At 64.2% G+C, this 23,852-nt stretch carries 22 protein-coding genes and 1 pseudogene; 13 read left to right on the plus strand and 10 right to left on the minus strand.

Annotated elements, in window-relative coordinates; all coding sequences use genetic code 11:
- Positions 1 to 447: 447 nt before the first annotated feature.
- Positions 448 to 1,299: a sigma-70 family RNA polymerase sigma factor gene (locus MP11Mi_RS11650; protein ID WP_420039080.1), complete on the minus strand. Its 852-nt coding sequence runs from the start codon at positions 1,297 to 1,299 to the stop codon at positions 448 to 450.
- A 92-nt stretch (positions 1,300 to 1,391) separates the two neighbouring features.
- Between MP11Mi_RS11650 and MP11Mi_RS11655 the strand changes: the two genes are divergently transcribed.
- The 3 genes and pseudogenes from MP11Mi_RS11655 to MP11Mi_RS11665 all read left to right on the plus strand — a co-directional run bounded on the left by MP11Mi_RS11655 (position 1,392) and on the right by MP11Mi_RS11665 (position 2,951).
- Positions 1,392 to 1,688, plus strand: coding sequence for a hypothetical protein (locus MP11Mi_RS11655; protein ID WP_420039081.1), 297 nt, complete (start codon positions 1,392 to 1,394; stop codon positions 1,686 to 1,688).
- Positions 1,685 to 2,047 (plus strand): DoxX family protein, encoded by a 363-nt coding sequence (locus MP11Mi_RS11660; protein WP_420039082.1) that lies wholly within the window; start codon positions 1,685 to 1,687, stop codon positions 2,045 to 2,047. Before MP11Mi_RS11655 ends, MP11Mi_RS11660 begins: the two co-directional genes overlap by 4 nt.
- Positions 2,044 to 2,951, plus strand: a pseudogene (locus MP11Mi_RS11665) (integrase core domain-containing protein). Before MP11Mi_RS11660 ends, MP11Mi_RS11665 begins: the two are co-directional and overlap by 4 nt.
- 73 nt (positions 2,952 to 3,024) lie before the next feature.
- Here MP11Mi_RS11665 and MP11Mi_RS11670 read toward each other — a convergent pair.
- The 3 genes from MP11Mi_RS11670 to MP11Mi_RS11680 are packed head-to-tail and all read right to left on the minus strand — an operon-like array spanning position 3,025 to position 5,909.
- Positions 3,025 to 3,924, minus strand: a complete 900-nt coding sequence (locus MP11Mi_RS11670) for an SDR family oxidoreductase (RefSeq protein ID WP_420039083.1) — start codon at positions 3,922 to 3,924, stop codon at positions 3,025 to 3,027.
- A gap of 51 nt (positions 3,925 to 3,975) precedes the next feature.
- Positions 3,976 to 5,112, minus strand: a complete 1,137-nt coding sequence (locus MP11Mi_RS11675; protein WP_420039084.1) for an acyl-CoA dehydrogenase family protein — start codon at positions 5,110 to 5,112, stop codon at positions 3,976 to 3,978.
- A 2-nt stretch (positions 5,113 to 5,114) separates the two neighbouring features.
- Positions 5,115 to 5,909, minus strand: coding sequence for an enoyl-CoA hydratase-related protein (locus MP11Mi_RS11680; protein WP_420039085.1), 795 nt, complete (start codon positions 5,907 to 5,909; stop codon positions 5,115 to 5,117).
- Between the two features lie 259 nt (positions 5,910 to 6,168).
- Here MP11Mi_RS11680 and MP11Mi_RS11685 point away from each other — a divergent pair, with 259 nt between their 5' ends.
- From MP11Mi_RS11685 to MP11Mi_RS11695, 3 genes are all read left to right on the plus strand, one after another.
- Positions 6,169 to 7,461 carry an MFS transporter gene (locus tag MP11Mi_RS11685; RefSeq protein ID WP_420039086.1) on the plus strand — a complete coding sequence of 431 codons (1,293 nt, stop codon included), beginning with the start codon at positions 6,169 to 6,171 and terminating at the stop codon, positions 7,459 to 7,461.
- Between the two features lie 396 nt (positions 7,462 to 7,857).
- Complete coding sequence (locus MP11Mi_RS11690; protein ID WP_420039087.1) at positions 7,858 to 8,427, plus strand: DUF3592 domain-containing protein; 570 nt, start codon at positions 7,858 to 7,860, stop codon at positions 8,425 to 8,427.
- Positions 8,428 to 8,813: 386 nt separating this feature from the next.
- Positions 8,814 to 10,583, plus strand: a complete 1,770-nt coding sequence (locus tag MP11Mi_RS11695; protein WP_420039088.1) for an oleate hydratase — start codon at positions 8,814 to 8,816, stop codon at positions 10,581 to 10,583.
- A 45-nt stretch (positions 10,584 to 10,628) separates the two neighbouring features.
- Here MP11Mi_RS11695 and mdlC read toward each other — a convergent pair whose 3' ends face one another.
- Positions 10,629 to 12,260 (minus strand): benzoylformate decarboxylase, encoded by a 1,632-nt coding sequence (gene mdlC, locus MP11Mi_RS11700; protein WP_420039089.1) that lies wholly within the window; start codon positions 12,258 to 12,260, stop codon positions 10,629 to 10,631.
- 224 nt (positions 12,261 to 12,484) lie between these two features.
- Here mdlC and MP11Mi_RS11705 point away from each other — a divergent pair, with 224 nt between their 5' ends.
- The 3 genes from MP11Mi_RS11705 to MP11Mi_RS11715 all read left to right on the plus strand — a co-directional run bounded on the left by MP11Mi_RS11705 (position 12,485) and on the right by MP11Mi_RS11715 (position 15,698).
- Entirely contained in the window at positions 12,485 to 12,970 is a 486-nt protein-coding gene (locus MP11Mi_RS11705; protein WP_420039090.1) for a hemerythrin domain-containing protein, read from the plus strand.
- Between the two features lie 77 nt (positions 12,971 to 13,047).
- Positions 13,048 to 14,343, plus strand: coding sequence for a glutaminase (locus MP11Mi_RS11710; protein ID WP_420039091.1), 1,296 nt, complete (start codon positions 13,048 to 13,050; stop codon positions 14,341 to 14,343).
- Positions 14,344 to 14,399: 56 nt separating this feature from the next.
- On the plus strand, positions 14,400 to 15,698 hold the full coding sequence (locus MP11Mi_RS11715) for a CaiB/BaiF CoA transferase family protein (RefSeq protein WP_420039092.1): 1,299 nt from the start codon (positions 14,400 to 14,402) through the stop codon (positions 15,696 to 15,698).
- Between the two features lie 61 nt (positions 15,699 to 15,759).
- Here the strand turns inward: MP11Mi_RS11715 and MP11Mi_RS11720 are convergent, their stop codons facing one another.
- From MP11Mi_RS11720 to MP11Mi_RS11730, 3 genes are all read right to left on the minus strand, one after another.
- Positions 15,760 to 17,097, minus strand: coding sequence for an MFS transporter (locus MP11Mi_RS11720; protein ID WP_420712783.1), 1,338 nt, complete (start codon positions 17,095 to 17,097; stop codon positions 15,760 to 15,762).
- Positions 17,098 to 17,237: 140 nt separating this feature from the next.
- Complete coding sequence (locus tag MP11Mi_RS11725; RefSeq protein WP_420039093.1) at positions 17,238 to 17,747, minus strand: CPBP family intramembrane glutamic endopeptidase; 510 nt, start codon at positions 17,745 to 17,747, stop codon at positions 17,238 to 17,240.
- Between the two features lie 131 nt (positions 17,748 to 17,878).
- Positions 17,879 to 19,054, minus strand: a complete 1,176-nt coding sequence (locus MP11Mi_RS11730; RefSeq protein ID WP_420039094.1) for an NAD(P)H-binding protein — start codon at positions 19,052 to 19,054, stop codon at positions 17,879 to 17,881.
- 114 nt (positions 19,055 to 19,168) lie between these two features.
- On the opposite strand from MP11Mi_RS11730, the gene MP11Mi_RS11735 reads away from it, so the two are divergent.
- The 3 genes from MP11Mi_RS11735 (at position 19,169) to MP11Mi_RS11745 (ending at position 21,181) form a co-directional block, all read left to right on the plus strand.
- Entirely contained in the window at positions 19,169 to 19,627 is a 459-nt protein-coding gene (locus MP11Mi_RS11735; RefSeq protein WP_420039095.1) for a MarR family winged helix-turn-helix transcriptional regulator, read from the plus strand.
- 28 nt (positions 19,628 to 19,655) lie between these two features.
- A complete protein-coding gene (locus MP11Mi_RS11740) occupies positions 19,656 to 20,207 on the plus strand; it encodes an isochorismatase family protein (RefSeq protein ID WP_420039096.1) in 552 nt (183 codons plus the stop codon).
- A 125-nt stretch (positions 20,208 to 20,332) separates the two neighbouring features.
- Positions 20,333 to 21,181, plus strand: a complete 849-nt coding sequence (locus tag MP11Mi_RS11745) for a 3-hydroxybutyryl-CoA dehydrogenase (RefSeq protein WP_420039097.1) — start codon at positions 20,333 to 20,335, stop codon at positions 21,179 to 21,181.
- A 69-nt stretch (positions 21,182 to 21,250) separates the two neighbouring features.
- On the opposite strand, the gene MP11Mi_RS11750 is transcribed toward MP11Mi_RS11745, so the two are convergent.
- On the minus strand, positions 21,251 to 21,958 hold the full coding sequence (locus MP11Mi_RS11750) for a TetR/AcrR family transcriptional regulator (protein ID WP_420039098.1): 708 nt from the start codon (positions 21,956 to 21,958) through the stop codon (positions 21,251 to 21,253).
- 97 nt (positions 21,959 to 22,055) lie between these two features.
- On the opposite strand from MP11Mi_RS11750, the gene MP11Mi_RS11755 reads away from it, so the two are divergent.
- Positions 22,056 to 23,507 (plus strand): MFS transporter, encoded by a 1,452-nt coding sequence (locus MP11Mi_RS11755; protein ID WP_420039099.1) that lies wholly within the window; start codon positions 22,056 to 22,058, stop codon positions 23,505 to 23,507.
- Here the strand turns inward: MP11Mi_RS11755 and MP11Mi_RS11760 are convergent.
- The gene (locus MP11Mi_RS11760) at positions 23,473 to 23,847 is read right to left on the minus strand and encodes an HNH endonuclease (RefSeq protein ID WP_420039100.1); all 375 of its coding nucleotides are present in this window, start codon (positions 23,845 to 23,847) and stop codon (positions 23,473 to 23,475) included. The genes MP11Mi_RS11755 and MP11Mi_RS11760 overlap by 35 nt on opposite strands.
- Between the last annotated feature and the right edge of the window lie 5 nt (positions 23,848 to 23,852).

Genomic DNA, 23,852 nt, shown 5'->3' on the forward strand with positions numbered 1-23,852 from the left:
CAGCGTGATCCGTCTGGCAGGTGCGATGCGGTGTTGGCGGCCCGGTGTATTGCGAAAGCGATCACCGGGCCGTCGTCGACTTCGAGGTCAATGGGTTCGGCCCCGTCTGGAATTGGCCCCGTCTGGATCGCGACGGCAGGCATCGCGGCGCGCAATGGCACGAGAGTGCGGTCTCGAATGTCTCCGCGGCACAATGCAGGCCAGAGCAGCGTTGATTAAAGCGTCGCAGCATCGTTCGAAAGTCTCCGACGTACACGTCTGAAGTGCGTCGCATCGTCCACTCTGAACGGCTGCGTTCGGCCGTATAGGGTCGCGGATCGTGGTGTCGTCCGAAATTTCCGCGAACTTCTCGTCGAGCGGGGCGCCTGCCGATTCCTGTCTCAACGCGGTTGCGCCGCCATTGGCCGAACGACTGCAGGTAGCTGAACGGGGACTAGTTGATGCGGGTCAGGACGTTGTTGACGGACGTGCAGATTCCGCGTGCACCAGGCGTCGGGTGATCTCGATCTGAGCCACGCGGCCCTCCCTGGTGGTGATGTTGATGACAGCCAGGCGGTGGCCACCGGGTGCGATTACGTAGGCGGGATGGCCATTGACGAGCATGGGTGTACTGGCCCGGATTCGGTCTGCGAACAGCGTCGTCTCTTCGGTTACGGGGCGGGAGCCGGTGACCACGGCCGGTGTGCCCCGGGGGATAAGGGTGGTGTCGGCGACGCGCACGCAGTCTTCGGTCATTAGGTCGAGCATCCGGCGGATATCACCGCCGGCACTTGCAGAGATGAAGGCGTCTACGACGACACTGTCGACGGTAGTTTCCGCTGGCCTGATTTCTGTTTGCCTGATCCGTATACGGGCACGACTTGCGTGCTTCTTCGCGTTGTCTCCGCTAGTACCAAGCACTTCCGCGATGTCACTGAACGGAACATCGAACAGATCGTGCAGAACGAACGCAACTCGTTGATCTGGCGTTAGAGCGTTGAGAACCACCATCAACGCCCGAGAGATGTCTTCTCGCTTGAGGTAGCGTTCATCTGCTGCGACGGACTCCGCCGGAAGCAGGTCTGCTAGTACCGGTTCCTCACAGCGACGGCGCACCATTCGTAGTTGGTCGAGGCACACGCGGGTGAGCACGGTGGTCAACCAGGCTGCCGGGTTGCGGAGGGTAGTGGTATCTGTCACCGATGCTTTGATCCACGTGCTTTGCACTGCGTCTTCTGCATCGTGGATTGATCCGAGCAGCCGAAACGCTGTTGCGACCAATCGAGGCCGGACCGCTTCGAACTCCGCAAACGTAACCACAACATGTCACCTTTCCGAGGCGTGAGACGTCGAGTCAGACGAGACCACCAATCTCGCATCCGACAACCACGATCCCGAGGGGACGATCGCCAATGAGCGTACAGATGATCAGATTCCATACCAGCCTCGGCCGGAGGGCCGCGGTCATTGAACAGATCGAGGCGTTCTTCACCGGTATGCACGCAGCTGCCCCGCAGCAAATGCAGTACATCGCACTGCAGGCGAACGACGAACCAGTCTTCATCCTGGTCCTCGAACTTCCAGACGGAGTACAGAATCCGCTTCCGTCGATTCCCGCCGCTGCAGCCTTCCGCAGCTGGCTTCCTACTTACACTGATGATCATCCTGCGCCGCGCCCGTGCACCGTTGTGGGCAGGTACAGCGCATGACCACAACGCTCTTTATTGGCGCCATCGTGTGCATTGCGGCGAACGCCTTCATCGTTGTCGCCGATTACGCCAAAGCGGGATTCGTGCTGAAGAACTCCGCCGAAGTGAACCTATCGGCCAACGTGCTGCCTTACCTCGCGACATTGAAGCTGGCCGGAGCTGCTGGTTTAGTCGTTGGCCTCCTCGCTCTTCCGTGGCTCGGCGTCGCTGCCGGGATCGGGCTGGTCCTGTTCTACATCGGTGCCATCTATGCCCACATCAGGGCCCGCGTCTTCTACAACATCGCCTTCCCCGGCGTCTATCTGGCGCTGGCAGTGGTCTCGGCGATCTACATGGTCGACCTGGCGGTCGGATCGTGACGCACGCGAACGCACCGCTCACTATTGAAGGCAGACGGCGGCTTATCGAGCGATGTCGCACGAGCCCGATCTCTCACGTTGCCGCCGAAATGGGTATCTCCCGGGCGTGCGCGTCGAAATGGGTCAACCGGTATCGCCGCTCCGGTGGCACCGGTGTGCACGATCGATCCTCAACACCGGGTCATCAGCCGACGCGACCCCGTCGGAGATGGTTGCGCAGATCGAGCGATAGAGGCGCGACCACAAGTGGCCTGCTTCGCGGATCGCCTTCGAGCTCAACGACGATGGCACCGCGATCACCCGCCGCACCGTCTCCCGGATACTGGCCCGGCTCGGCCTCCAGCGGCGACGATTCATCGACCCCAACGGAGAAGGTAATCGCAGACCGCAGGTGATCGTCGCCAAACGGCCCGGGCACATGGTGCATTTGGATGTGAAGAAGGTCGGGCGTATCGCTGATGGCGGTGGGTGGCGCGTTCACGGCCGTGACTCCGAGCAGGCCCGCGCTGCGGCACGAACGAAGACCAAGACCGGCCGCCGGGGATACGTTTACCTGCACTCCGCCGTCGACTGTCACACCCGTCTTGCCTACACCGAGGCTCTGCCGGACGAAAAGCCGTGACCGCAATCGGATTCCTTCGCCGCGCCCTACACGGAGCCCGACACAAACGCATCCGTCCATACACGCCACGCCACAACGGGAAAGTCGAGCGCTACAACCGAATCCTCGCCGAAGAATTCCTCTACGCCCGGCACCTGGACTTCAGAGGACGAACGAGCACAAGCCCTTCAGATCTGGAACACTCACTACAACGACCATCCTCCTCACGGAGCCGCCGACGGGCAGCCGCCCGCCTCCCGAACGCCGGCTGGTGTAACCAACGTCACGACCTCATGCAACTAGTTACCGAAAAAGAGGATCGCCGTGGGCGGGCACGGAAGGCGCCACCCACGGCGAATGTGATGCGTAGACCGGATCAGACGGTACGCTGGGTTTTCGCTTGATCAGACGCAGCTTGGGTGGTCTCACGGACCTGCTTCCAGTCGGCATCGGTCAGTGAGGTCAGACCGGCGAAAGTTCCCGGCCCGGCGAGCATCTGACCCCCGTCCATGGCGATGGTCTGACCGGTGAGGTAGTCGCAGGCGTCCGAGAGTAGGAACATGCTCAGGTTGGCCAGTTCCTCGATGGTGCCGGCACGACCGGCCGGGATCTGATCGGTCTGCGTTGCACCCACCGAACTCTTGTCGGTCGGGTTGAGCATCTCCCACGCATAGTCGGTAGGGATCGGCCCGGGGGCCACAGCGTTGACCCGGATGTTGTACTTGGCCCACTCGACGGCCAACGACATGGTCATCGAATGGACCGCCGCCTTCGCCATCGCCGAGGGCACCACGAAGGCCGAACCGGTCCACACCCAGGTTGTCAGCGTCGAGATCACCGAGCCCGGCAGACCCTCGGCGATCCATCGCTTGCCTGCCGCATGGGTGGTGTGGAACGTTCCGTTCATCACCGTGCTGGTGATCGCCGAGAAGGCTCGCGGACTCAAGTCCTTAGTCTGGGCGATGAAGTTGGCCGCGGCGTTGTTGACGACGCCAGTCAACGGACCGTGATCGCTCCAGATCTTCTCCATGGTGTTGTCGACACTGTCGTAATCACGCACGTCGACCGTGTGGAAGTGCACCGAACCGGGGCCGTCGGCCGTGGCCTCGGCCGCCGCCTCGGCGAGGACGGACTCACGGCGGCCCCACAGGTGCACTTCGGCGCCGTGCTCTACCAGGTGGCGTGCTACACCGCGGCCCAGGCCGGTGCCGCCACCGGTGATGAGTATCCGTTTGTCGGCGAGCAAGCGGTCGGAGAAGGTGGAGTTGGTGCTCATCATTACCTCACTAGTGTCGGGGGATCGTGTTCGTTTGGTATCGTGACCGCGTTAGAGACCGATGGTCTTTGCGATGATCTCGCGCTGAATCTCGTTGGTGCCGCCGTAGATCGGCGGGGCCAAGGCCCGCCGAACCTGTGCTTCCATGCCGTACTCGCGCGTGTATCCGGCTCCGCCCATCAACTGCATCGCTTCGAGCGTGGCTTGTTTGGCGACTTCGGTGCACCGGAGTTTAGCCATTGCTGATTCTTTGGCCAGATCGTCCTCGGAGCCGGCGTCGACCTTGGCGGTGGCACTGTAGAGGTACACCCGGGCGAAGTCGACATCGGTCGCCAAGTCGGCAATTCGGTGTCGGATTGCCTGAAACGACGAGATCGGCCGATTGAACTGTTCGCGTTCCTTGACGTACCGGAGCGCGTCGTCGACGGCACGGCGGGCGGCCCCCACGCTCATCGCGGCGATGATCAGTCGTTCGATGGACAACCCGCGCATGAGCTGCCACCAGGCCCGGCCTGGTTCGCCGACCACGGCGTCGAGCGGAACCTCGACGTCGGTGAAGAAGACGTCGTTACACGTATGGGGCTCCATCGTCTCGATACCACGGATGGTGAGTCCGGCCGCGTCGGTCGGCACCATCATCAACGTCATGCCTTCGTGCCGGCCCCCGCTGGTGTCCTCACGGGTGAGCACTAAGATGTGTTTTGCCGTATGCGCGGCCGAAATCCACGTCTTCTGGCCGTTGATCACGTACCGGTCGCTATCGCGCCGTGCCGTGACCCTGATCCCGGCAAGGTCGGAACCGGCGCCGGGTTCGCTGAGGGCGATCGCCTCGAGTCTGCCCGCGACTAAGTTGGTGACGATGGTCTTCTTCTGCTGTTCGGATCCCCACCGAAGGTACGTCTGCGCCGCGGTGAGTCCGGTGGAGTAGGCGGTGACAGGTGCGAGCCCCCGCGTAGACTCCTCAAGGAAGATGCACTCGTCGACGAAACCTGCACCGGCACCTCCGTACTCCTCAGGGAGTGAGACGCCGAGCCAGCCGTGATCGGACATGGCGGCCAGGACCTGCGGGCTATTGGACAGGGTGCCATCGTTGGTGACCGCATCGCGCTGCGCGACCGTCGCGAGTTCGCGGCTGCAGTATTCTGCGACCGCGGCCGCGAACTCTCGCTGTTCGGGGGTGAACTGCATCGCTACTTCCCGCGGTACGGTGCGAAGTCCGGCTTGCGCTTCTCGTTGAAGGCAGTGATGCCTTCGCGGGCCTCCGGCGTGTCCCCGAAGATCTCCAGCGTGGAGTAGGCCATGCTGCCGATTCCGACGAAATGCTCGGTGTCGGTATTCATCGACTGCTTGAGTACCTTGAGGGCGGTAGGGGAGAAGTCGAGCATCTGGTCCGCCCAGGCTCGGACCTCAGCCGTGAGGTCCGCAGCCGGCACTACCTTGTTCACCAGGCCCCACTCGAGTGCCTCCTGTGCGGAGAGACGACGCAGCATGAACCAGATTTCGCGGGCGCGCTTCTCGCCGACAACTCGAGCGAGGTAACCCGAACCTAGGCCTGCGTCAAAGGACCCTACTCGAGGACCGTTCTGCCCGAACTGAGCCGTGTCCGCGGCGATGGTCAGATCACAGAGGACATGGAGTACATGGCCTCCGCCGATGGCCAGCCCGTTCACGGCAGCGATGACCGGCTTGGGGGTGTCGCGGATAACCCGATGCAAAGAGTCGACCTCGAAGAGGCCGCTGGCGGACGGACCGTAGTCACCGGTTTCCATGCGCTGCTTCTGATCGCCGCCGGCGCAGAAGGCCCTGTCGCCGGCACCGGTGAGGGCGATGACCCCTACATCGCTGCTGGCCCACGACTGCTTGAACGCCATGATCAGTTCGTCGACCGTCTGGGCCCGGAATGCGTTGTATCGGTCGGGGCGGTTGATGGTGATCGTTGCCAGCCCGTTGTCGACCTCGTAAGTGATGTCGGTGAATCCGGTCATCGGATCGGTGTCCTTTCGATTCGGGAGAGTGCCTCTTTGTGAGAGCGCTCCAAGTTGTGGTCATTAGGACTGACCATTTGAACGAGCGTATCTCGCTGGCGTATCGAGGCGCAAGGGGGTGGTGCGCCCGGCTGGTGCGATGGTCTGGTTTTTGGTCCAACAGTTGCATTCTCTAAGTCCATATGATTCCGTATTGTGACTCTGGTCATATTCGATCGGGAGTGGACGAAGTCCGAGGACCCCGCGGGAAGGCAAATCTATGAGTGTGCAGGCTACGGCCGGGCAGACGGTGAATCGATGGTGGTACGTCGCCACTGGATTCTTGACACTGCTGTTCGGTACCAGCACGGTGAACGTGCTGTTCAATGTGCTCGGAAAACCCATGGCCGACGAGTTCGGATGGGATCGCAGCGCAGTCTCCAACGGATTCTCGGTGGAGACCGTCTTCACGGGCGTGAGCATCGTCGCGCTCGGTTTCCTTGTCGACCGGTACGGTCCGCGCCTCCCGTCGATCCCGATGGCGCTCTGTTTCGGTGGGGGTCTGATGCTCATGGCGGCGATCCCGAACAATCAGACAGCCTTCTATGTTCTGTGCGCGATCATCGGCGCCGGAGCTGGTGCGGTCAACCCGGTGGCGCATGCGGCTGTCGTCAGTGCGTGGTTTGCCGATCGCCGCGGTCTGGCTCTCGGCTTGCTCATGGCGGGACTCGGGGCGTGCGGTGTGATGATGCCCTACCTCGCGAACTGGCTGTACGGGGCAGTCGGCTGGCGGTCAACCTTCCTCGTAATCGGTGCGTTGAGTACGGTCATCCCGGCGTCGGTTTACGCCTTCGTCACGAAGATGCCGACCAGCCATGACGCGGAACGGATGGCGGCGCGTGCACGCGGAGCGGTCGCCGGCGAATCGCTCTTGGTGATCGCCCGCGGCTACCGGCAGTTTTGGCTGCTCTGCTTGGCGATCTTCCTGGTGTCGACCGCGACGTTCGGTCTCATGTCGCAGGTGGTCCCGATGACAACGGACAAGGGGATCGACCGTGGGGTCGCCATCACCGCGCTGTCGGTCTTGAGCTTGGCATCGATCGGGGCCAGGCTGGTCGCCGGCTACTTACTGGACCGGGTATTCGCGCCAGTAATCGGCTGCGTCATCTTTGCGCTCTGTGGTGTTGGTGTCGTACTACTGATCTCGTCGAGTAGTCCGGCACTGCTCATGACAGGAGCTGTCCTGGTTGGTCTGGCGCTGGGGTCCGAGGGTGACCTGGCGGCGTACATGGCTAGTCGCTACTTCCCTAAGCACTCGTATGGCCGCGTGCTGGGATCGGTTTACTTCTTGTTCGCGATGGGGTCCGCGACCGGGGTATTCCTGCTCGGTCAAGTGTATGGAGTAACCGGCTCCTATTCTGCCGGAATAGTCCCGTTGGTAGCGATGGTTGCAATCGCAATTGTCTGTCTATTGGTCATGGGTCCGTACCGTTTCGGACTCGACGGCGACACCAGTCGGGAGGCCGGGGTTGACGGCACCGATGAGCGAGTCGTCGAGGGCTCACTTCCGTAACAGTGGCGAGCTGGGTTGCCAGCGACAATTACCGACAACCCGTGCGAGCGTCCGCCGGAATATTATGTGGCCTGCCAAGGTCATGGTGACTAAGTACGCGATCGTCGCCAGAACAACCCGATTACACCGAGGTGCCCGACGGGTGCTCGTCGGTGTAATCGGGTTGTTCTGGCGGTCGAATCCGACCCGGCCGCCCGGGCGACCAGCACTCCCTCCCAGTAGCAGGCGCGGCTCGCGTCACCGGCGTTAAGAAGAGGGTGGGGTAGGGCACTTGCGGGTGCGGCCGGCGAAGAATTCATCCCGCGACCGCGGGTGCTGACGATAGTCAACGCTCTCGCGCTCAAACACGTCGGTCGGCCGCGCGCCATACGAGAGGGCGGGCGGTAGCCTCTACGCATGTCGCTGCGCCCGATGGAGTTGGCGGTCCAGGTATTCGTGGCCGTGGCGGCCGCAGTATGGGCGGCAGTCTTCGCTGCGACTATGCCCGGATCGTCGACTGGGCTGGGCATCAGTGTGATCGCGCTGCTTGCCGCTATTGCCGGCGGCCTCGTCATACCGGTGCGCTGGCTGCTACTGACAATTGGCGCGTTCGCTCTTGGCGTCGCGGTCGGCGCGGCGATCACCGGGTTGTGGCTGCTCGCCGCACCGGTGGCGGTGATCGGCATCATCGCAGTGGGGGCGTGGCTGGTGCGGTTGGTACCGATACTGCGGCTGCACCGCACCGGGTTTCGAACCGCCGGTTTGGTCGTCGAGTCCGACGGGCAGCGGGCCGAGAGTGGCGAGACCACTCATTCGACGGTGAAGTTCCGTGTCGAGTTCACCGATGCCGACGGCGGACCGCGCAGCGTCGTGATGACGGACACATTCGCTGTGGACGTGCGGCCGAAGGTTGGCGACGTGGTCACCGTGTACGCGGACCCCGCTAACCCTGAACGCGCCACCGCGGTGTTCGACGCGCGGACGTAAGTATCCGGACCGGACCCACTTCGGCTGCGCTGGCGACTAGGGGTTTCGAGGTCATCACGGCGTTCGCGCACCGTGTCGTCAAAACGGTCGAAATGGCACACAATTTGGACACGATTCCAGGACAGTTATCGAAACGAAGCATTACGGTTGCGTTATGGGAGGAATCGGGTATGTGGGCGATCTTGATACCGGCGCTCCCGGCCCACAGATCGCTTGTCGTGCTGCATATTCCGGATTCAGCGCGGTTGACCCGGTGGCGGCTCGCCTGACTTGTCGCTCCCATGCTCCTACGGCTGCTCCAGGAATCGGGCAGCCGCCATGGAATCCCGTGCGCAGCGAACCCGCTCGTGTGGGACCTCTGTCCCCGTATCCCACCAGGAGGATTGATGCACTACAGCGCAGGCAACTACGAGGCATTCGCTCGGCCGCGGAAGCCGGACGGCGTCGATGACAAAACCGCCTGGTTCGTCGGGGCGGGACTCGCGTCGATGTCCGGTGCGGCGTTCCTCATCCGAGACGCTCAGATGGCTGGCGACAAGATCACCATCTTCGAAGAACTCGACCTTCCCGGCGGTGCGCTCGACGGTATCAAGGAGCCGAAGAAGGGTTTCGTCATCCGCGGCGGGCGCGAGATGGAGAACCATTTCGAGTGCCTCTGGGACCTGTACCGATCGATTCCCTCGATCGAGATCGACGGGGCGAGTGTCCTCGACGAGTTCTTCTGGCTCAACAACGATGATCCGAACTATTCGCTGCAACGTGTCACCATGGACCAGGGGCAGGATGCGCACACCGACTTCAAGTTCGGGCTCAGTGACAAATCCCAGAAAGAGCTTACGAAGCTGTTCCTCGCCACCCGTGCGGAGATGGAGAACAAACGCATCGACGAGGTGATGAGCGAAGAGTTCCTTGGCAGCAACTTCTGGCTGTACTGGCGGACCATGTTCGCTTTCGAGAACTGGCACAGTGCGCTCGAGTTCAAGCTGTACCTGCATCGCTTCATCCATCACATCAAGGGGCTTCCGGATCTGTCCACCTTGAAGTTCACCAAGTACAACCAGTACGAGTCGCTGGTTCTGCCGCTTTACCGTTGGCTGCTCGCCCAGGGCGTCAAATTCCAGTTCTCCACCACCGTGACCGACGTCGACTTCGACATCGACCAAACACGCAAACAGGCCACCCGAATTCACTGGACACAGAACGGCGAGGACGGCACCACCCAACTGGGGCCTAGCGATCTGGTGTTCATGACGATCGGTTCGCTCACCGAGAACTCGGACGAGGGCGATCACCACACCCCGGCAAACCTCAATACCGGACCGGCTCCGGCCTGGGACTTGTGGCGGACCATCGCTGCGAAGGATCCCGCGTTCGGGCGGCCCGATGTCTTCGCTGGTGATATCGACGCGACCAAATGGGAGTCGTGCACGGTGACCACGCTGGACAAGCGGATCCCGGAGTACATCCAAAAGATCTGCAAGCGCGACCCGTTCAGCGGCAAGGTGGTGACCGGCGGAATTGTGACCGCCAAGGATTCGAGCTGGCTGATGAGCTGGACGGTGAATCGGCAGCCGCATTTCAAGCAGCAGCCCGCAGACCAGATCGTCGTGTGGGTGTACGCACTCTTCTCCGAAGTGGAGGGCGACTATGTGAAGAAGTCGATCTCCGAGTGCACCGGTGAGGAGATCACCCGCGAATGGCTGTACCACGTCGGCGTTCCGGAGGCTCAGATCGATGAGCTCGCGGCGACAGGCGCTAAGGCCGTGCCGTGCATGATGCCTTATGTGACAGCCTTCTTCATGCCGCGTCAGGCCGGTGACCGTCCCGCCGTGGTGCCCGAGGGAGCGGTGAACTTCGCCTTCATCGGCCAGTTCTCCGAAAGCGCCGCGCGCGACTGCATTTTCACCACCGAGTACTCGGTCCGCACGCCAATGGAGGCGGTGTACACGCTGCTCGACATAGAGCGCGGCGTCCCCGAGGTTTATGGCTCCACCTACGACGTGCGTGAACTGCTCAAAGCGACCGCGCGGCTGCGGGACGGCGAGGAGGTAGGACTGCCCGGTCCGCACTTCCTACGTGAGAAGCTCTATGACAAGTTCCAGAACAACGAGGTCGGCAAGCTGCTGACCGAGTACAAGATCGTCGCCAACCCCTGATCCGCTTCTCCGGACGGATCAGGGCGGCGTGCCCACTGTGCCGACTCAGACCAGATTCGGCACAGTGGGGTCTGTCGGCACTTCGATGACCGTCGGCCCCTTCCGGTCCCAGGCCGCTGCGAGTGCCGCCCGCACCTGGGCGGCGGTCTCGGCGACGACCCCCTCTGCACCGTAAGCCTGCGCCAGCAGTGCGGGCTTGAGTCCGGGTAGGTCGAGACCGGGGACGTTGGGGCTCTTCTCCAGCACAGCGAAAGCCTTGAGGATTCCGTACTCGCGGTTGTTCGGGACGACGACCACCAGCGGGAGCTGGTGCTGGGCGGCTGTGTAGAGCGCCTGCGAGGAGAACTGTAGCGAGCCGTCGCCGATCACGGCGAGCACAGGACGGTTCCTGCCGAGGTCCCGCTCGGCCAGTGCGATGCCGACGGCCGCAGGCAGATCCCAGCCCAGTGCGCCGCTCGCCATCGCGAAATACGAGTCAGGCTCGGTGATCTCCCATTCGGCGTGCAAATCGGCGATGTTTGAGGGCGATTCCTGCACGATCACAGTGTCTGTGGGCGACGCGGCGCGCAGGACCCGGAAGAGTTGGCGCGGGGTGAGGGGACCGTCGTCGGATGGATCTGCCGCCTCGGCTTCGGCGGGCGGGTGCGGGGCCATGCGGTGAGCCTGGGTGACGACCGTGGCCTGGGTGGTACGAGCCGGGACAGTCGTGGTGAGTGCCTCGAGAGCGAGGCCGGCGTCCGAGACCAAGCTGTCGCCGACCGGTGCGCGTCCAGCCTCGGCCGGGTCGTCGGTGATGTGCAGTAACCGGGACCCTGCGGGAATGTAGTCGCCGGGGATCCACGGGTAGTAGCGGAACACTGGCGCGCCGACGACCAGGATGAGGTCGTGCCCCGCCAGTCGCTGGGAGAGCAGGCCCTGCGCGAAGGGCAAGCCGCCAGCATAGAGGGGATGATCCTCAGGGAACGGTGGCCGCTCGGAAGACGGAGCCGCCCAGACGGGCGCGCCGAGCCGCTCGGCGAGCGCAACGGCGGACGTCCACGCGTCGGCGCGGGCGATGTCGGAACCGAAGACCAACACCGGGTTGGCCGCGGCGGCGATAGCTGCGGCGAATTCGGCGAGGCGCTCAGGGTCCGGGCCGACGCGTCGCCCGACACTGCGGACCGCAGTTGGCACGGTGGCGGGGGCGTCCCAATCGTCCAGCGGGATCGACAGGAATACCGGACCGGCGGGCGGCTGCAGCGCCATCGCGTACGCCCGCATGAACGCGCCGGGTACGTCCTGCGGTCGCTGCGGCTGGTACGACCACTTCACCCACGGTTGTGCGAGCACCTCTGGCTGCGGGTTCACCAGCCACGGCTCGAGCAGGAGCATTTCCCGGGTCTGCTGGCCCGCGGTGACGATCAGCGGCGTCTTGTTCTGTGCGGACGAGATCAAGGTGCCCATCGCATTGCTGACGCCCGCCGCGGTGTGCACGTTGACCAGCGCCGGTCTGCGGGTGATCTGGGCGTAGCCGTCTGCGGCTGCCACGACGCTGGCCTCGTGCAGCCCGAGGATATAGCGGAAGTCCTCCGGAAAGTTCTGCAGGAAGGTCTCTTCGGTCGATCCAGGGTTGCCGAAGACGGTGGTCAATCCCAGTTCGCGCAGGAGATCGAGTGTCGCTTCACGGACGGTGTGCACTGATAATTTCCTCTCGGTCCATGCGGCCCAGCCCGCCGAGCGGGCGGGAAGAGGCCTCGAATGAGGAGTCATTTCCGCTACGGCCGATCGTAAGTGACACCGCCGATGAAGCTGCACGTTTGTCCGGATTGTCGACGCCGCGCCCCGCCGTCGCCTACCCGGGTTGGATTCCAGACGATTTGGGTACCCGCTGGTGAGAACGGCCATCACGGATGGAAGTAGATATGGACGCGCTGTCATTGCTGAAGGCAGACCACAAATATGTTCTCGGGTTGCTGGAGACAATGCTGGCCGGGCACCGCCCGGGAGCGGACGCGGGCGCTGAACTGCGTCGCCAGGTGATGAAGCTGGCTGTCTCGGCGACGCACCACGAATCCATCGAGGATGAAGTCTTTTGGCCAGTAGTGCGGGACGCGGTGTACGACGGTCATCGACTCGCCGACATCGCGCTTGCCCAAGAGCAGGAAGGCACGCGCATGCTCCGACGACTGGAAGACTGCGAAGCCGGGACAGCAGAATTCGAGCACGCCCTCGTCGGGTTCGCCGCCGTGGCCCGTGAACACATCGACTTCGAAGAACAGCAGGTCTGGCCGCAACTCCGCCGTTCATTCTCGGTTGAGCAGATGGAAGACCTAGAGCGACGGCTCGCGGCGGCGACCGCGCCGACCCGCCCGCATAGGCTGTCGGCCCCGCACCCGCGAAGGACATAGGCGGGTGCCGGATCCTGATTTTGGAGGTCGTGGCCTTTCGAGCGTCGACAACGACGTCGCCCAGGTACGTTGTGGAGGTGCGATCGCCGATTCCCGATTATCTGACCGAAGCCCTCTTGTCAGTCGAATTCGACCATTCCGGACAGACCGCCGACTATATTCCGGAACTCGCGACAGCAGACCCCGACTGTCTCGCCGTCGCGATGTGCACCCACGACGGACGGCTCTACTCGCAGGGCGACTGCGATGTGCAGTTCAGCATCCAGTCGATCTCGAAACCGTTCGTCTACGCACTCGCGCTCGCCGATCGGGGGTTCGACGAAGTCCTCGACAAGGTGAGCGTCGAACCGAGCGGCGACGCTTTCAACGAGATCTCCTTCGAGCCGGGCACCGGCCGACCACTGAACCCGATGATCAACGCGGGCGCGATCACGGCTCACACTCTCACCGGTCCCCGAGGAGCGACACCTAGCGAGCAGACGTCTCGGATCATCGACGGACTCAGCGCTTTCGCCGGACGGCGGCTGGAGATCGACGCAGCCGTCTACCAATCGGAGATCACCACGGCCTACCGCAATCGAGCGTTGGCGAACATGCTGCGCGCCAACGACATCATCGACGGTGAGCCGCTGGAAGCGGTGGTGGGTTACACCCGCCAATGCTCGCTCCTAGTGACCGTAGAAGACCTGGCTCTCATGGCCGCGACTCTCGCGAACCGCGGCGTCAACCCGGTCACCGGCGCACCAGTCGTGCCCGCGCCCGTCGTCCGCCAGGTACTCAGCGTGATGGCCACCTGCGGCATGTACGACGGTGCGGGGGACTGGATGACACGCGTCGGCATCCCGGCCAAGAGCGGTGTTGCGGGCGGGCTGATCGGTGCATTGCCCGGCCAGGCGGGCATCGCGACGTTCTCTCCGCGACTGGACCAGCACGGAAACAGTGTCCGAGGACTGGATCTGTTCCGCCGCTTCACATCCGAGATGGGAATGCACCTGATGGAAGTACCGCCCGCCGGGCCGTCGGTGGTACGCGGACGCCGAGTGCTCGGCACCGGAGAACACGCGGTGCAGATCGTGTCACTACAGGGCAGTATCCGTTTCGCAAGCGCGGAACGCGTCCTCCGCGACCTCGAGGACGTGCCGCTCACCCAGAAGACAGTGGCGATCAGCTTGGTGCGGGTCATCTCGGTCGGTGACGTCGCCCGCCGCATGCTCCTAGAAGCCATCCGTCGACTGACTCTCGACGGGCACGACGTGTATCTCATCGACCCGGACCGCGTGCTTCCCGATCCCGACCCGGGAGACGGCGGACGGGTGAGGGTGGTCGCCACTCGGGAAGACATCACCGCACGGTTGAAGCGGTCCGCGACCTAAGCGAGCCGGGGCGTGCCGCGAAGCCAGCGGATACGAAGTGGGGCAGTCTGGTATCCATGCCGACATCGAAGAGAAGACCGTCCGCTTCGCCTGCCGAGAAGGCAGCGCGTGCTGATAACGCGGGGCCGTCAGAGTCGTCGGACCGAGCTGCGGCGAACACCGGCGCGCTAGCCGATCTACGGGTTCTGGAACTGGGAACCCTGATCGCGGGTCCGTTCGCAGGCAGGCTGCTCGGCGACCTCGGAGCCGACGTCATCAAGATCGAGGCGCCGGGCAAAGCCGATCCGTTGCGCACCTGGGGTCAGGCCGAACGCGACGGGGAGCACGCTTTCTGGACCGTGCACGCCCGCAACAAACGGGCCATCAGCCTTGATCTGCGCTCCGCCGAAGGGCGAGAGATCTTCCTCGACCTCGTCGACCACAGCGACATCATCGTCGAGAACTTTCGTCCGGGCACCCTGGAGAAATGGCAGCTCGGCTATGCCGTTCTAGCGGAACGGAATCCGGGAATCATCGTGGCCCGAGTCTCCGGCTACGGGCAGACCGGTCCGGCCGCGTTCAAAGCCGGATACGCCTCGGTCGCCGAAGGGGTCAGCGGCCTCCGCTATATAAACGGTTTCCCCGGCGGACCCGCACCGCGGATGTCGCTGTCCATCGGTGATTCGCTGGCCGGGATGTTCGCGGTGCAAGGCGTGCTCGCGGCGCTGCACACTCGCCACCGCACCGGGCGGGGCCAGGTGGTCGACGTGGCGCTCACCGAAGCCTGCCTGGCGATGCTCGAATCGACGATCCCGGACTATGATCTCGGCGGCGTCATTCGTGAACCGTCCGGCACCAGGCTCACCGGGATCGCCCCGTCCAACCTGTATCTGACACGGGACGAACGGTGGGTGATCATCGCCGCCAACCAGGACACAGTGTTTCGGCGACTGTGCACGGTGATCGGCCGGGAAGACCTGATCGACGACGAACGCACCAGGGACCATGTGGCCCGTGGCAAACACGAGGATCTGCTCGACGAGATCATCGGCGAGTGGGTCGCCGAGCGCGACGGTGCCACGGTCATCGAGCTGATGGCCGATGCAGGCGTGGTCGCCGGCCCGGTCAACACGGTCGCCGACGTCGTCGCCGACGAACAGTTCCAGGCACGCGACATGCTGGTGCCGCATCCGGACGAGCGGCTCGGCGGAACGGTCCTCGGACCCGGCGTGGTGCCGAAACTCTCGGCGACTCCCGGCTCCGTCCGGTCCTCCGGTCCCGCGCACATCGGCGAGCACAACACCGACGTCTACACCGGCCTGCTCGGCATGGACGAGGAACGGCTCGCCGAGCTCGCCGCCACCGGAGTGATCTGAACCGGTCCGGCCGGGCGGAACCCGCCGTATCGCGATCGACTCCGAGCGCGGAGGGGAGAGGTCAGCGCAGGTACGTGTCGGAGCGTCGGACCAACGCTGACGCGATGACGCTGATCGCCGACGTGGCGACCAGATAGCCGCACGCGAGCCACGGCGAACCGTGCGCGGCACCGAGGAGGGCGGTCAGGATCAGCGGGGTGAGACCCGACGCCCAAATGCCCGAGAACTGATAGACCACCGACAGCCCGGTGTAGCGGACTCGGGTGGGGTACAGGCTCGCGAAGAACGTGCCCTGCGCGCCGTAAAACCACGCGTGCACCACACCGAACACCACGACGAGGGCGACGGTGAACCACAGGAGGTTTCCGCTGCCGAACAACACGAACGCCGGATAGACGAGGACGCCGTACGCGGCAATGCCGGTCAGGTAGACCCGTTGCGGGCCGTGTCGGTCGGCGAGGATCCCCGACAGCGGCAGCAGCAGCGCCATCACGACCGCGGCGATGCTCACCGATACGAGGACGGGAACCTTCGGCATGTCGAGGGTTCCGGTCGCATACGTGATGGCGAAGACGCCCCATGTGTTGAACGCGGCGCCTTCGCCCCACCGTGCCAACAGACCCAGAACCGTGTTGCGGGTGTGCGGCGGGAGGACGACTTCCTTGAGTGGAGCCGACGACTTCTTCGCCAGCCGGTCGACCTCGGCGAACTCGGGAGTCTCCTCGACTTTGAGTCGCACGACGAAGCCGATCACGACCAGCACGATGCTGATCAGGAACGCGATGCGCCACCCGTACGCAATGAACGCGTCGTCGTCGAACACGGTCTGCAGTCCCGCGAACACGAGAGTGCCGAGCGCCAAGCCGACCGCGAGACCGACCTGCGGGATGGAACCGAACAGCCCGCGGCGGCGTGCGGGCGCATGCTCCACGGCGAGGAGGACCGCGCCAGCCCACTCGCCGCCCAGCGCGAACCCCTGCACGATGCGCAGCACGAGCAGCAGGATCGGTGCGGCGACGCCGACTTGCGCGAACGACGGCAGTACGCCCATCAGAGCTGTCGCGATCCCCATCGTCACCATCGTCAGTGCGAGTGTCCGCTTCCGTCCGATCCGATCACCGATATGGCCGAACACCATGCCGCCGACCGGACGCATCACGAAGCCGACCGCGAACGTCGCGAACGCGAGCATCGTGCCGACGAACTCACTTGTATCCGGGTAGAAGACGTCGTTGAACACGATGCTGGCGGCCGTCGCGTACAGGAAGAAGTCGTACCACTCGACCGTCGTGCCGAGCACGCTGGCGAGAACGACGTTGCGGAGACGACGGGGGTCTGTCGCCGGGCCGACGGGCGCAGTTGCCACGGCCGAGGTCTCGGAATGTTCGGTGAGAGTCACCGCGGTGATGCTAGGAACGTGACAGTGCCCCGCCAAGGTAAACAATCACGGTGGCGGAAACGTTTCGGCAGCGCCGTCGCGGGGGACTACGGTGATCTGCATCCTCGTGCCCTCTGTGGCGGGTCGGGGCAGTGGCACCGCTAGATGAGTTGAGGGAGTATCCCGATGGTGGCCACTGTCCAGGCGAGATGCCCGACGATCGCGGGGATGACGGAACCGCTGTAGGCGCGGGCGGTTCCGACCATGGCTCCGAGCGCCGCGGCGGCCAGCGTCAATCCCAGGTTGGCGGTGACCGCGGTGACCACCGTGTACAGGATTGTTGTCGCAGCGACGGTCCGGATCGAATCGCCGGAGAGACTTCGAGAAGCGACGTCGAACAGCGCGCCGCGAAAGAACATCTCTTCGGCGACACCGGTGACAGCAGCCACCAGGAACAGGGAGAGCACGAACGCATGGTCGGTTCGGGAGATGAGCTCGTCGATCTGATCGTCGAGAAACGGTACGCGAGCGGCTAGATATCCACCCACGATGAACGAGGCGGCGACGCCCAGCGCGGTAACCGTGGAGACGAACCCGACTCGGCGTGCACGTCCGCTGCTCGTCCCGAGTCGGACACCGCCAACCCACACCGCGCCGACCGCCCAGATCACACCTAACCCGAGGGAAAGAACATAAAAGGGGATAGACCCTTGTGCGACCCTCACCGAGAAGGCCAAGCACACTGCTCCGGCGACCATGACTAGCGCAGGGCGCATCCAATCGACCGCGCCCCGGCCGCTGATCACCGTTGTCCTCTCCGCAGAATGCCACTGACGAGTACGCGAGAGACGGTCGCCCCGACCGCTACCACGCCCGCGGAGACGACAAGCGGCACGCTGGTGCGGCGCGAGCGCCAACCAACTCCTCCTGTCGCTGCGCCCGTCACTCGGGATCGTCCCGCAGCGATCTCTACGTCACCGCCTGCCCAGTCCGCGTCGTGCGCGCGCAGCGCATGCGGATCTACCGATTCCGTCGTCCGCTCGTGGATGGCCGGTGCCAGGCTTGCGGCGAGCGCCTGAGATGTGGTGACGGACCCGAGCGCGCAGGGGTGCTCCTGCGGGCGGCACACCATGTCGTGACCGAGACTGTCGATCAACGATTGGACAAGACTAGGCGTCAAGTCGACGAAATAGCTCGCCATCGCACCGACGAAACGGTGCGGAAGGAATGGCAGAGGAAGGAACACTCTGTTCAGCCCCGCCGTAGCGCAATACGCTCGAACGAGTTCGGAGTACTTCATGGCGTCGGGGCCGCCGACGTCGATGGACGCCGGCGGGGGATCGGTTGCCAGTCCTACGTCAACGAGAATATCGAGTACGTCGCGGATAGACACCGGCTGCACGTGTGAGTTCAACCAGCTCGGAAGCGGCACAAACGGCACCCGCTCGGACAATTGTCGCAATAACTCGAATGATGCGCTTCCGGCGCCGAGAACAATTGCTGCGCGCAATGTCACCGACCCGACCGGAGACTCTGTGAAAACCCGTTCCACGTCCATACGCGAGTACAAATGATCTGACAGATCGCGGTCGTCGAGATCAGGTATCAGGCCCGAGAGATACACGATCCGGTTCACGTTGTGAGCGTGTGCGGACTGCGCGACATTCCGCGCCGCCTCGTGATCACGCTCGACAAACTTGTCGCCATCCATCGAATGCACGAGGTAGAAGACGACGTCCTGAGATGCTGTGGCGGCCGCTAGCGTCTTCGGCTCAGACACATCGACGGCGGCGACCACAACTGTGTCATTCCACGGAAAACTCTCAAGTTTTCCGATATCGCGAACACCGACGGTGACATTCACTCCTCGCGAAAGGAGTTCTGGCACCAGACGAGAACCGATATACCCGGTCGCCCCCAGGACAAGCGCATTCGTTCTCGCCGCTATTTCGTCGACACTATCTAATTCATCCCCCATGTCTGAAGCATAGCCGCGCAATCGCAAACCTGCCGCGACGCTTCCGGTCGTGCAACGCTTCGTCGTCGAGTCAATCCGCGGCAGACCGAAGTTGTGCAGCCTAGACTGAAGACTATGGCGAATCGGGACAACGCACGAACCACAGCGGGCGAGATCAGGGTCGTGTTCAGCCGCCTCCGGCGGCGATTCCGGGAGGTCGCCCAGTTCGACGAGCTCACGCCGTCGCAGACCTCCGTGCTCAGTCGGCTCGTCGGCGCCGAAACGTCGTCGAGCGAGCTCGCCGCCCACGAGCGGGTCCGCCCGCAGTCAATGGCCGCGACCGTCGCTGTCCTGGTCGAACGAGGCTTCGTCGAGCGATCGCCTGACCCGAACGACGGCCGCCGACAACTCCTCTCGCTGTCGACGGCCGGCCGCGCATTCGTCGACGGAACCCGACGCACCCGCGAGGAATGGCTCGCCGAGGCCGTCGCCGAACGACTCAGCGACGCCGAACGCGAGACGGTCGACGCGGCGTTGCCACTATTGGCCCGCTTAGCGGAATGGCCGAACAACCCCGAAACGGAACAACCCTGAACTCCGCACGACTAACGACAGGAACCCGATGCCGCTCACCCAGATCGATGAAAACTCCGCACTGGTCGTCATCGACCTTCAACGCAACATCGTCGGTGGCCTCGGCGACGCCGCCAACCAGACCGTGACGAATGCCGCAGCGCTCGCCGCCGACTTCCGCGCCGCCGGCCGAACGGTAGTGCTGGTGAACGTCGCAACCCGTCCGCAGGGGCGCACCGATGCGGGCGCCAGTAGCGCGGAGTTCGATGCGGCAGACATCGTCCTCGACGGGGCGCTCGGGTTCGATGCCGCCGACATCCACATCACCAAACGTGCGTGGGGCGCGTTCACGAACACGGACCTCGATGCTCGACTCCGCGAACGCGGCGTCACCCAGATCGTCATGACCGGGATCTCGACGTCGATCGGCGTCGAGTCGACCGCCCGCGGCGGCTACGAACTCGGCTACCACGTAGTCCTCGTCGAGGACGCGATGACCGACTCCGACCCGAACGCGCACGACTACTCGGTCGCCACGATCTTTCCCAAGCTCGGCGAAGTGACGACCACCGCCGACGTCAGTGCGAAGCTCCAGCACTGACGCGCCTCGGCCCACCTTCCGCCACGGTGACGGCGGCGCGGACCGTCGACGGCGCAGCAACTAACCTATGAGGCGACAACCGAAATTCGGCCGCTGTCCGCGGCCCGTGTTGATTTGGAGTGAGAGTGAACCTCATCGGCGTGATCGGTGGCGGCACCATGGGTGCCGGTATCGCAGAAGTGTGTGCCAAGGCCGGGAGCGACGTGCTCGTCCTGGAGACCAAACAGGAGTTCGCCGAAGCGGCGAATGCGCGGATCAGCAAGTCCATCAGTCGAGGAGTGGCCAAGGGCAAGATCTCGCAGGCCGATGCGGATGCCGCGATCGCACGTGTCCGAGTCACGCTCGACGTGGCCGAGTTCGCCGATCGCGAACTCGTCATCGAAGCCGCCCCCGAGGTCGAGGCCATCAAGCACGACATCTTCGCGAAGCTCGACGAGGTCGTGAAGCCGGAGACGGTCCTCGCGACCAACACGTCGTCGATCCCGGTCATCAAGATCGCCGCGCAGACCAAGCGGCCCGAGCGCGTGGTCGGCGTCCACTTCTTCAACCCGGTTCCGGTGATGCCGCTGGTCGAGATCATCTCGACCCTGCTGACCTCGGACGAGACCGCGGCGGCCGTTACCGCGTACGCGGACGACGTGCTCGGCAAGACCACCGTTCAGGCGGGCGACCGTTCGGGCTTCATCGTCAACGCGCTCCTCATTCCGTACCTCTGCCAGGCCATCGGCATGTACGACTCGGGTTACGCGACCGCCGAAGACATCGATGCTGCGATGAAGGGCGGCTGCGGCTATCCGATGGGCCCGCTCACCCTCTGCGATACCGTCGGCCTCGATATCTGCCTTGCCGCCGCGGAGTCGCTGTACGCCGAGTTCGCCGAGCCGCACTTCGCGCCGCCCGCGCTCCTGCGTCGCATGGTCGATGCCGGACGTCTCGGCCGAAAGAGTGGTCGCGGGTTCTACGACTACAGCTAGAGCAGACCTTCTGCGAGTACTTCGGCACTTTTTATCGGCGTCACGCCGATAAAAAGTGCCGAAGTCGTTTCACCCGTCGGCTTGCAGCCGTAGCCCGGCCAGTACTAGATCCAAGCCCGCGCGGAATTGGTCGGCGTCGTCGTGCGCCGCGAACTCGTCGACGATGTAGTGGATGAATGGATGCTCATCCGGGTCGAGCGAACGCCATTGGTCGGCTGCGCGCGCGATGAGCTCCTCGCCGGAGACAGTTCCGTCGCGCACTTCCGCGGGCACTTGCTGGCCTAGGTCGGTCGCGGTGCCGATCACGAATCCGAGGACGGCGGACACCCCGTGGAAAGTCTCGCGCGGACCTAGCCCCAGCCGCATCACCTGCCGACCGAGCGCCTCGTACATGCGCATTCCGTTCGGCTGAGTTCCATTGTCGCGCATCAGGTATCGCCCCAACCATGGCCGCTCTACGACGGCGTTGAACAAGGCGATCGCGATGGCGCGCAGATCGGCGATCGGATCGTCGGTGTCGGCGAACCCGTCGGTCTCGTCGACCACGTCGCCGAGTATTCGATCGGTCGCGCGGTCGAGCAGTTCGTCCTTGTTGTCGACGTACCAGTAGATGCTCGCGACTCCGCCGCCGAGCCGGGAGGCGAGCGCACGGAATGTCAGGGCTCCTTCGCCCGACTCGTCGAGCAGGGCGACGGTCTCGCCGATCACGGTCTCCATCGAATGCGATGCGCGGCGCCTGCCGCGGAGCGGCGGCGTTTGTGCTGTTCGCGGTGTCATTGAACCTCCTTCCTTGCACTCTATCGAACGTCGTTCTATCGTATGGAACGGCGTTCGATAACCGAACGCCGTTCGATAGAGAGAGGGGGTGTGTCCCATGGCCACCACCATGCAGACCTCGACCCGCACATATACCTCCCTGCGTGCCGCATGGATCCCGATGTTCGCGCTGTGCCTGGCCTTCTTCGTAGAGATGGTCGACAACACCTTGCTGACGATCGCGCTGCCGACCATCGGTCGCGACCTCGGTAGCGGCACCACCGCCTTGCAGTGGGTGACGGGCGCGTACTCGCTGACCTTCGGCGGCTTACTTCTGACGGCCGGATCGATCGCCGACCGCTTCGGACGACGGCGGGTACTCCTCGTCGGACTGGCCGTGTTCGGGGTGATCAGTCTCGCGGTCCTCGCGGTGTCGTCGACCGGGGAGTTGATCGCGGTGCGCGCCGCACTCGGTGTAGCGGCCGCTGCGATGGCTCCGATCACCAACTCGCTGGTCTTCCGACTCTTCAGCGATACCGCGCTACGTATGCGTGCGATGACGGTCATGATCGTCGTCGGCATGAGCGGCTTCGTCCTCGGGCCAGTCCTGGGCGGCACCATGCTGGCGCACGTCGGCTGGGAGTGGCTGCTGCTGGTGAACGCGCCGATCGCGCTCATCGCATGGGTCGGCGTCCGTATCGGAGTGCAGCCCGACCACGCCGACGATCTGACCGACGATCGACTCGACGTGCCAGCCGCGGTGTTGAGCATTCTCGCGATCGGACTCGGGTGCTACACGTTGACCTCAGGCATCGACCACGGCTGGGCGTCTGCGTCGACGCTGGCGGCCGCTGCCGGATCGCTTCTCGCGCTCGTGATGTTCATCTGGCACGAACGCCGCACCCCGCAGCCGATGCTCGACCTGCGGATCTTCGCCGACGGGACGGTGCGCGGCGCCGCCATCGCGCAGATCGCGACGTCGATCGCGATGGCCAGCGTGATGTTCGGGCTGATTCTGCACTTCCAGTACGCATACGGTTGGAGTCCGATGAAGGCCGGACTCGCCAACCTCCCCCTGATCCTCACGATGATCCTGGGCACGCCCGTGTCCGAGCACCTCGTGAAGAGGTTCGGCCACCGGGTCGCCTGCGTCATCGGTGCGGTGCTCCTCGGCGGGTCGATGGCGGGACTCGCGTGGGGCGTCGATCACGGCTACCTCGCGATCGCGGCGTTCATGGTCACCTTGACGCTCGGCCTGCGCACCGTGATGACTATCGGCGCCGTCGCGCTGATCGGTGCGATGCCGGAGAACCGAACCTCGATGGGCGCCGCGCTCAACGACACTGCGCAGGAGGTCGGGACGAGCGTAGGAACGGCGGTGGTCGGTACCCTCATCGCGGCTCTGGTCACCACAGTCCTACCCGCGGGCGTGTGGAGCAGTGAGCTCGTCGACTCCTTCTTCCACGGAGAACGAATCGCCTACGCGGTCCTCGCAGTGGTTGTCGGTGCGATCGCGTTGTGGGGTGCGTCGACGCTCACGGACTCTCGGGAGACCGACGAGCACCCGTGAGGTCCCGCACGATCAGCACGTGCCGTTCGAGGAACAGTCGTTCGTTGTACTTCTTGCGCCGCATCCACGTCGTCAGCTCGGTGTTGCACTTGCTGGCGTTGCACGACCGGCACGCAGGCACCACGTTTTCGATCGTGTACCGGCCGCCACGCGAGATGGGCTGCATGCAGTCCTTCTGTAGGCCGGGACCGGGCGCCGCGCAGTAAGCGCACCCGCCCCACGCGTCCTGCAATGACGTCCACTGCTCGTCGGTGAGGTCGTGGGTGTTGGCGGCCATCCGCGTCTTGCGGCGTCGGGCATAGCGGGCGGCGCGAGGACGAGGAGGCACGAGTGCAACCATATGTG

This window comes from Gordonia abscondita (assembly GCF_032711245.1).
In the GTDB taxonomy this organism is placed as follows: Bacteria; Actinomycetota; Actinomycetes; order Mycobacteriales; family Mycobacteriaceae; genus Gordonia.

Excerpts from the sequence above, each read along its gene's own strand:
- MP11Mi_RS11655 (WP_420039081.1), top strand. The coding sequence starts at position 1,392 with ATGAGCGTACAGATGATCAGATTCCATACCAGCCTCGGCCGGAGGGCC.
- MP11Mi_RS11660 (WP_420039082.1), top strand. The coding sequence starts at position 1,685 with ATGACCACAACGCTCTTTATTGGCGCCATCGTGTGCATTGCGGCGAAC.
- MP11Mi_RS11670 (WP_420039083.1), bottom strand. The coding sequence starts at position 3,924 with ATGAGCACCAACTCCACCTTCTCCGACCGCTTGCTCGCCGACAAACGG.
- MP11Mi_RS11675 (WP_420039084.1), bottom strand. The coding sequence starts at position 5,112 with ATGCAGTTCACCCCCGAACAGCGAGAGTTCGCGGCCGCGGTCGCAGAA.
- MP11Mi_RS11680 (WP_420039085.1), bottom strand. The coding sequence starts at position 5,909 with ATGACCGGATTCACCGACATCACTTACGAGGTCGACAACGGGCTGGCA.
- MP11Mi_RS11685 (WP_420039086.1), top strand. The coding sequence starts at position 6,169 with ATGAGTGTGCAGGCTACGGCCGGGCAGACGGTGAATCGATGGTGGTAC.
- MP11Mi_RS11690 (WP_420039087.1), top strand. The coding sequence starts at position 7,858 with ATGTCGCTGCGCCCGATGGAGTTGGCGGTCCAGGTATTCGTGGCCGTG.
- MP11Mi_RS11695 (WP_420039088.1), top strand. The coding sequence starts at position 8,814 with ATGCACTACAGCGCAGGCAACTACGAGGCATTCGCTCGGCCGCGGAAG.
- MP11Mi_RS11705 (WP_420039090.1), top strand. The coding sequence starts at position 12,485 with ATGGACGCGCTGTCATTGCTGAAGGCAGACCACAAATATGTTCTCGGG.
- MP11Mi_RS11715 (WP_420039092.1), top strand. The coding sequence starts at position 14,400 with ATGCCGACATCGAAGAGAAGACCGTCCGCTTCGCCTGCCGAGAAGGCA.
- MP11Mi_RS11730 (WP_420039094.1), bottom strand. The coding sequence starts at position 19,054 with ATGGGGGATGAATTAGATAGTGTCGACGAAATAGCGGCGAGAACGAAT.
- MP11Mi_RS11735 (WP_420039095.1), top strand. The coding sequence starts at position 19,169 with ATGGCGAATCGGGACAACGCACGAACCACAGCGGGCGAGATCAGGGTC.
- MP11Mi_RS11740 (WP_420039096.1), top strand. The coding sequence starts at position 19,656 with ATGCCGCTCACCCAGATCGATGAAAACTCCGCACTGGTCGTCATCGAC.
- MP11Mi_RS11750 (WP_420039098.1), bottom strand. The coding sequence starts at position 21,958 with ATGACACCGCGAACAGCACAAACGCCGCCGCTCCGCGGCAGGCGCCGC.
- MP11Mi_RS11755 (WP_420039099.1), top strand. The coding sequence starts at position 22,056 with ATGGCCACCACCATGCAGACCTCGACCCGCACATATACCTCCCTGCGT.
- MP11Mi_RS11760 (WP_420039100.1), bottom strand. The coding sequence starts at position 23,847 with ATGGTTGCACTCGTGCCTCCTCGTCCTCGCGCCGCCCGCTATGCCCGA.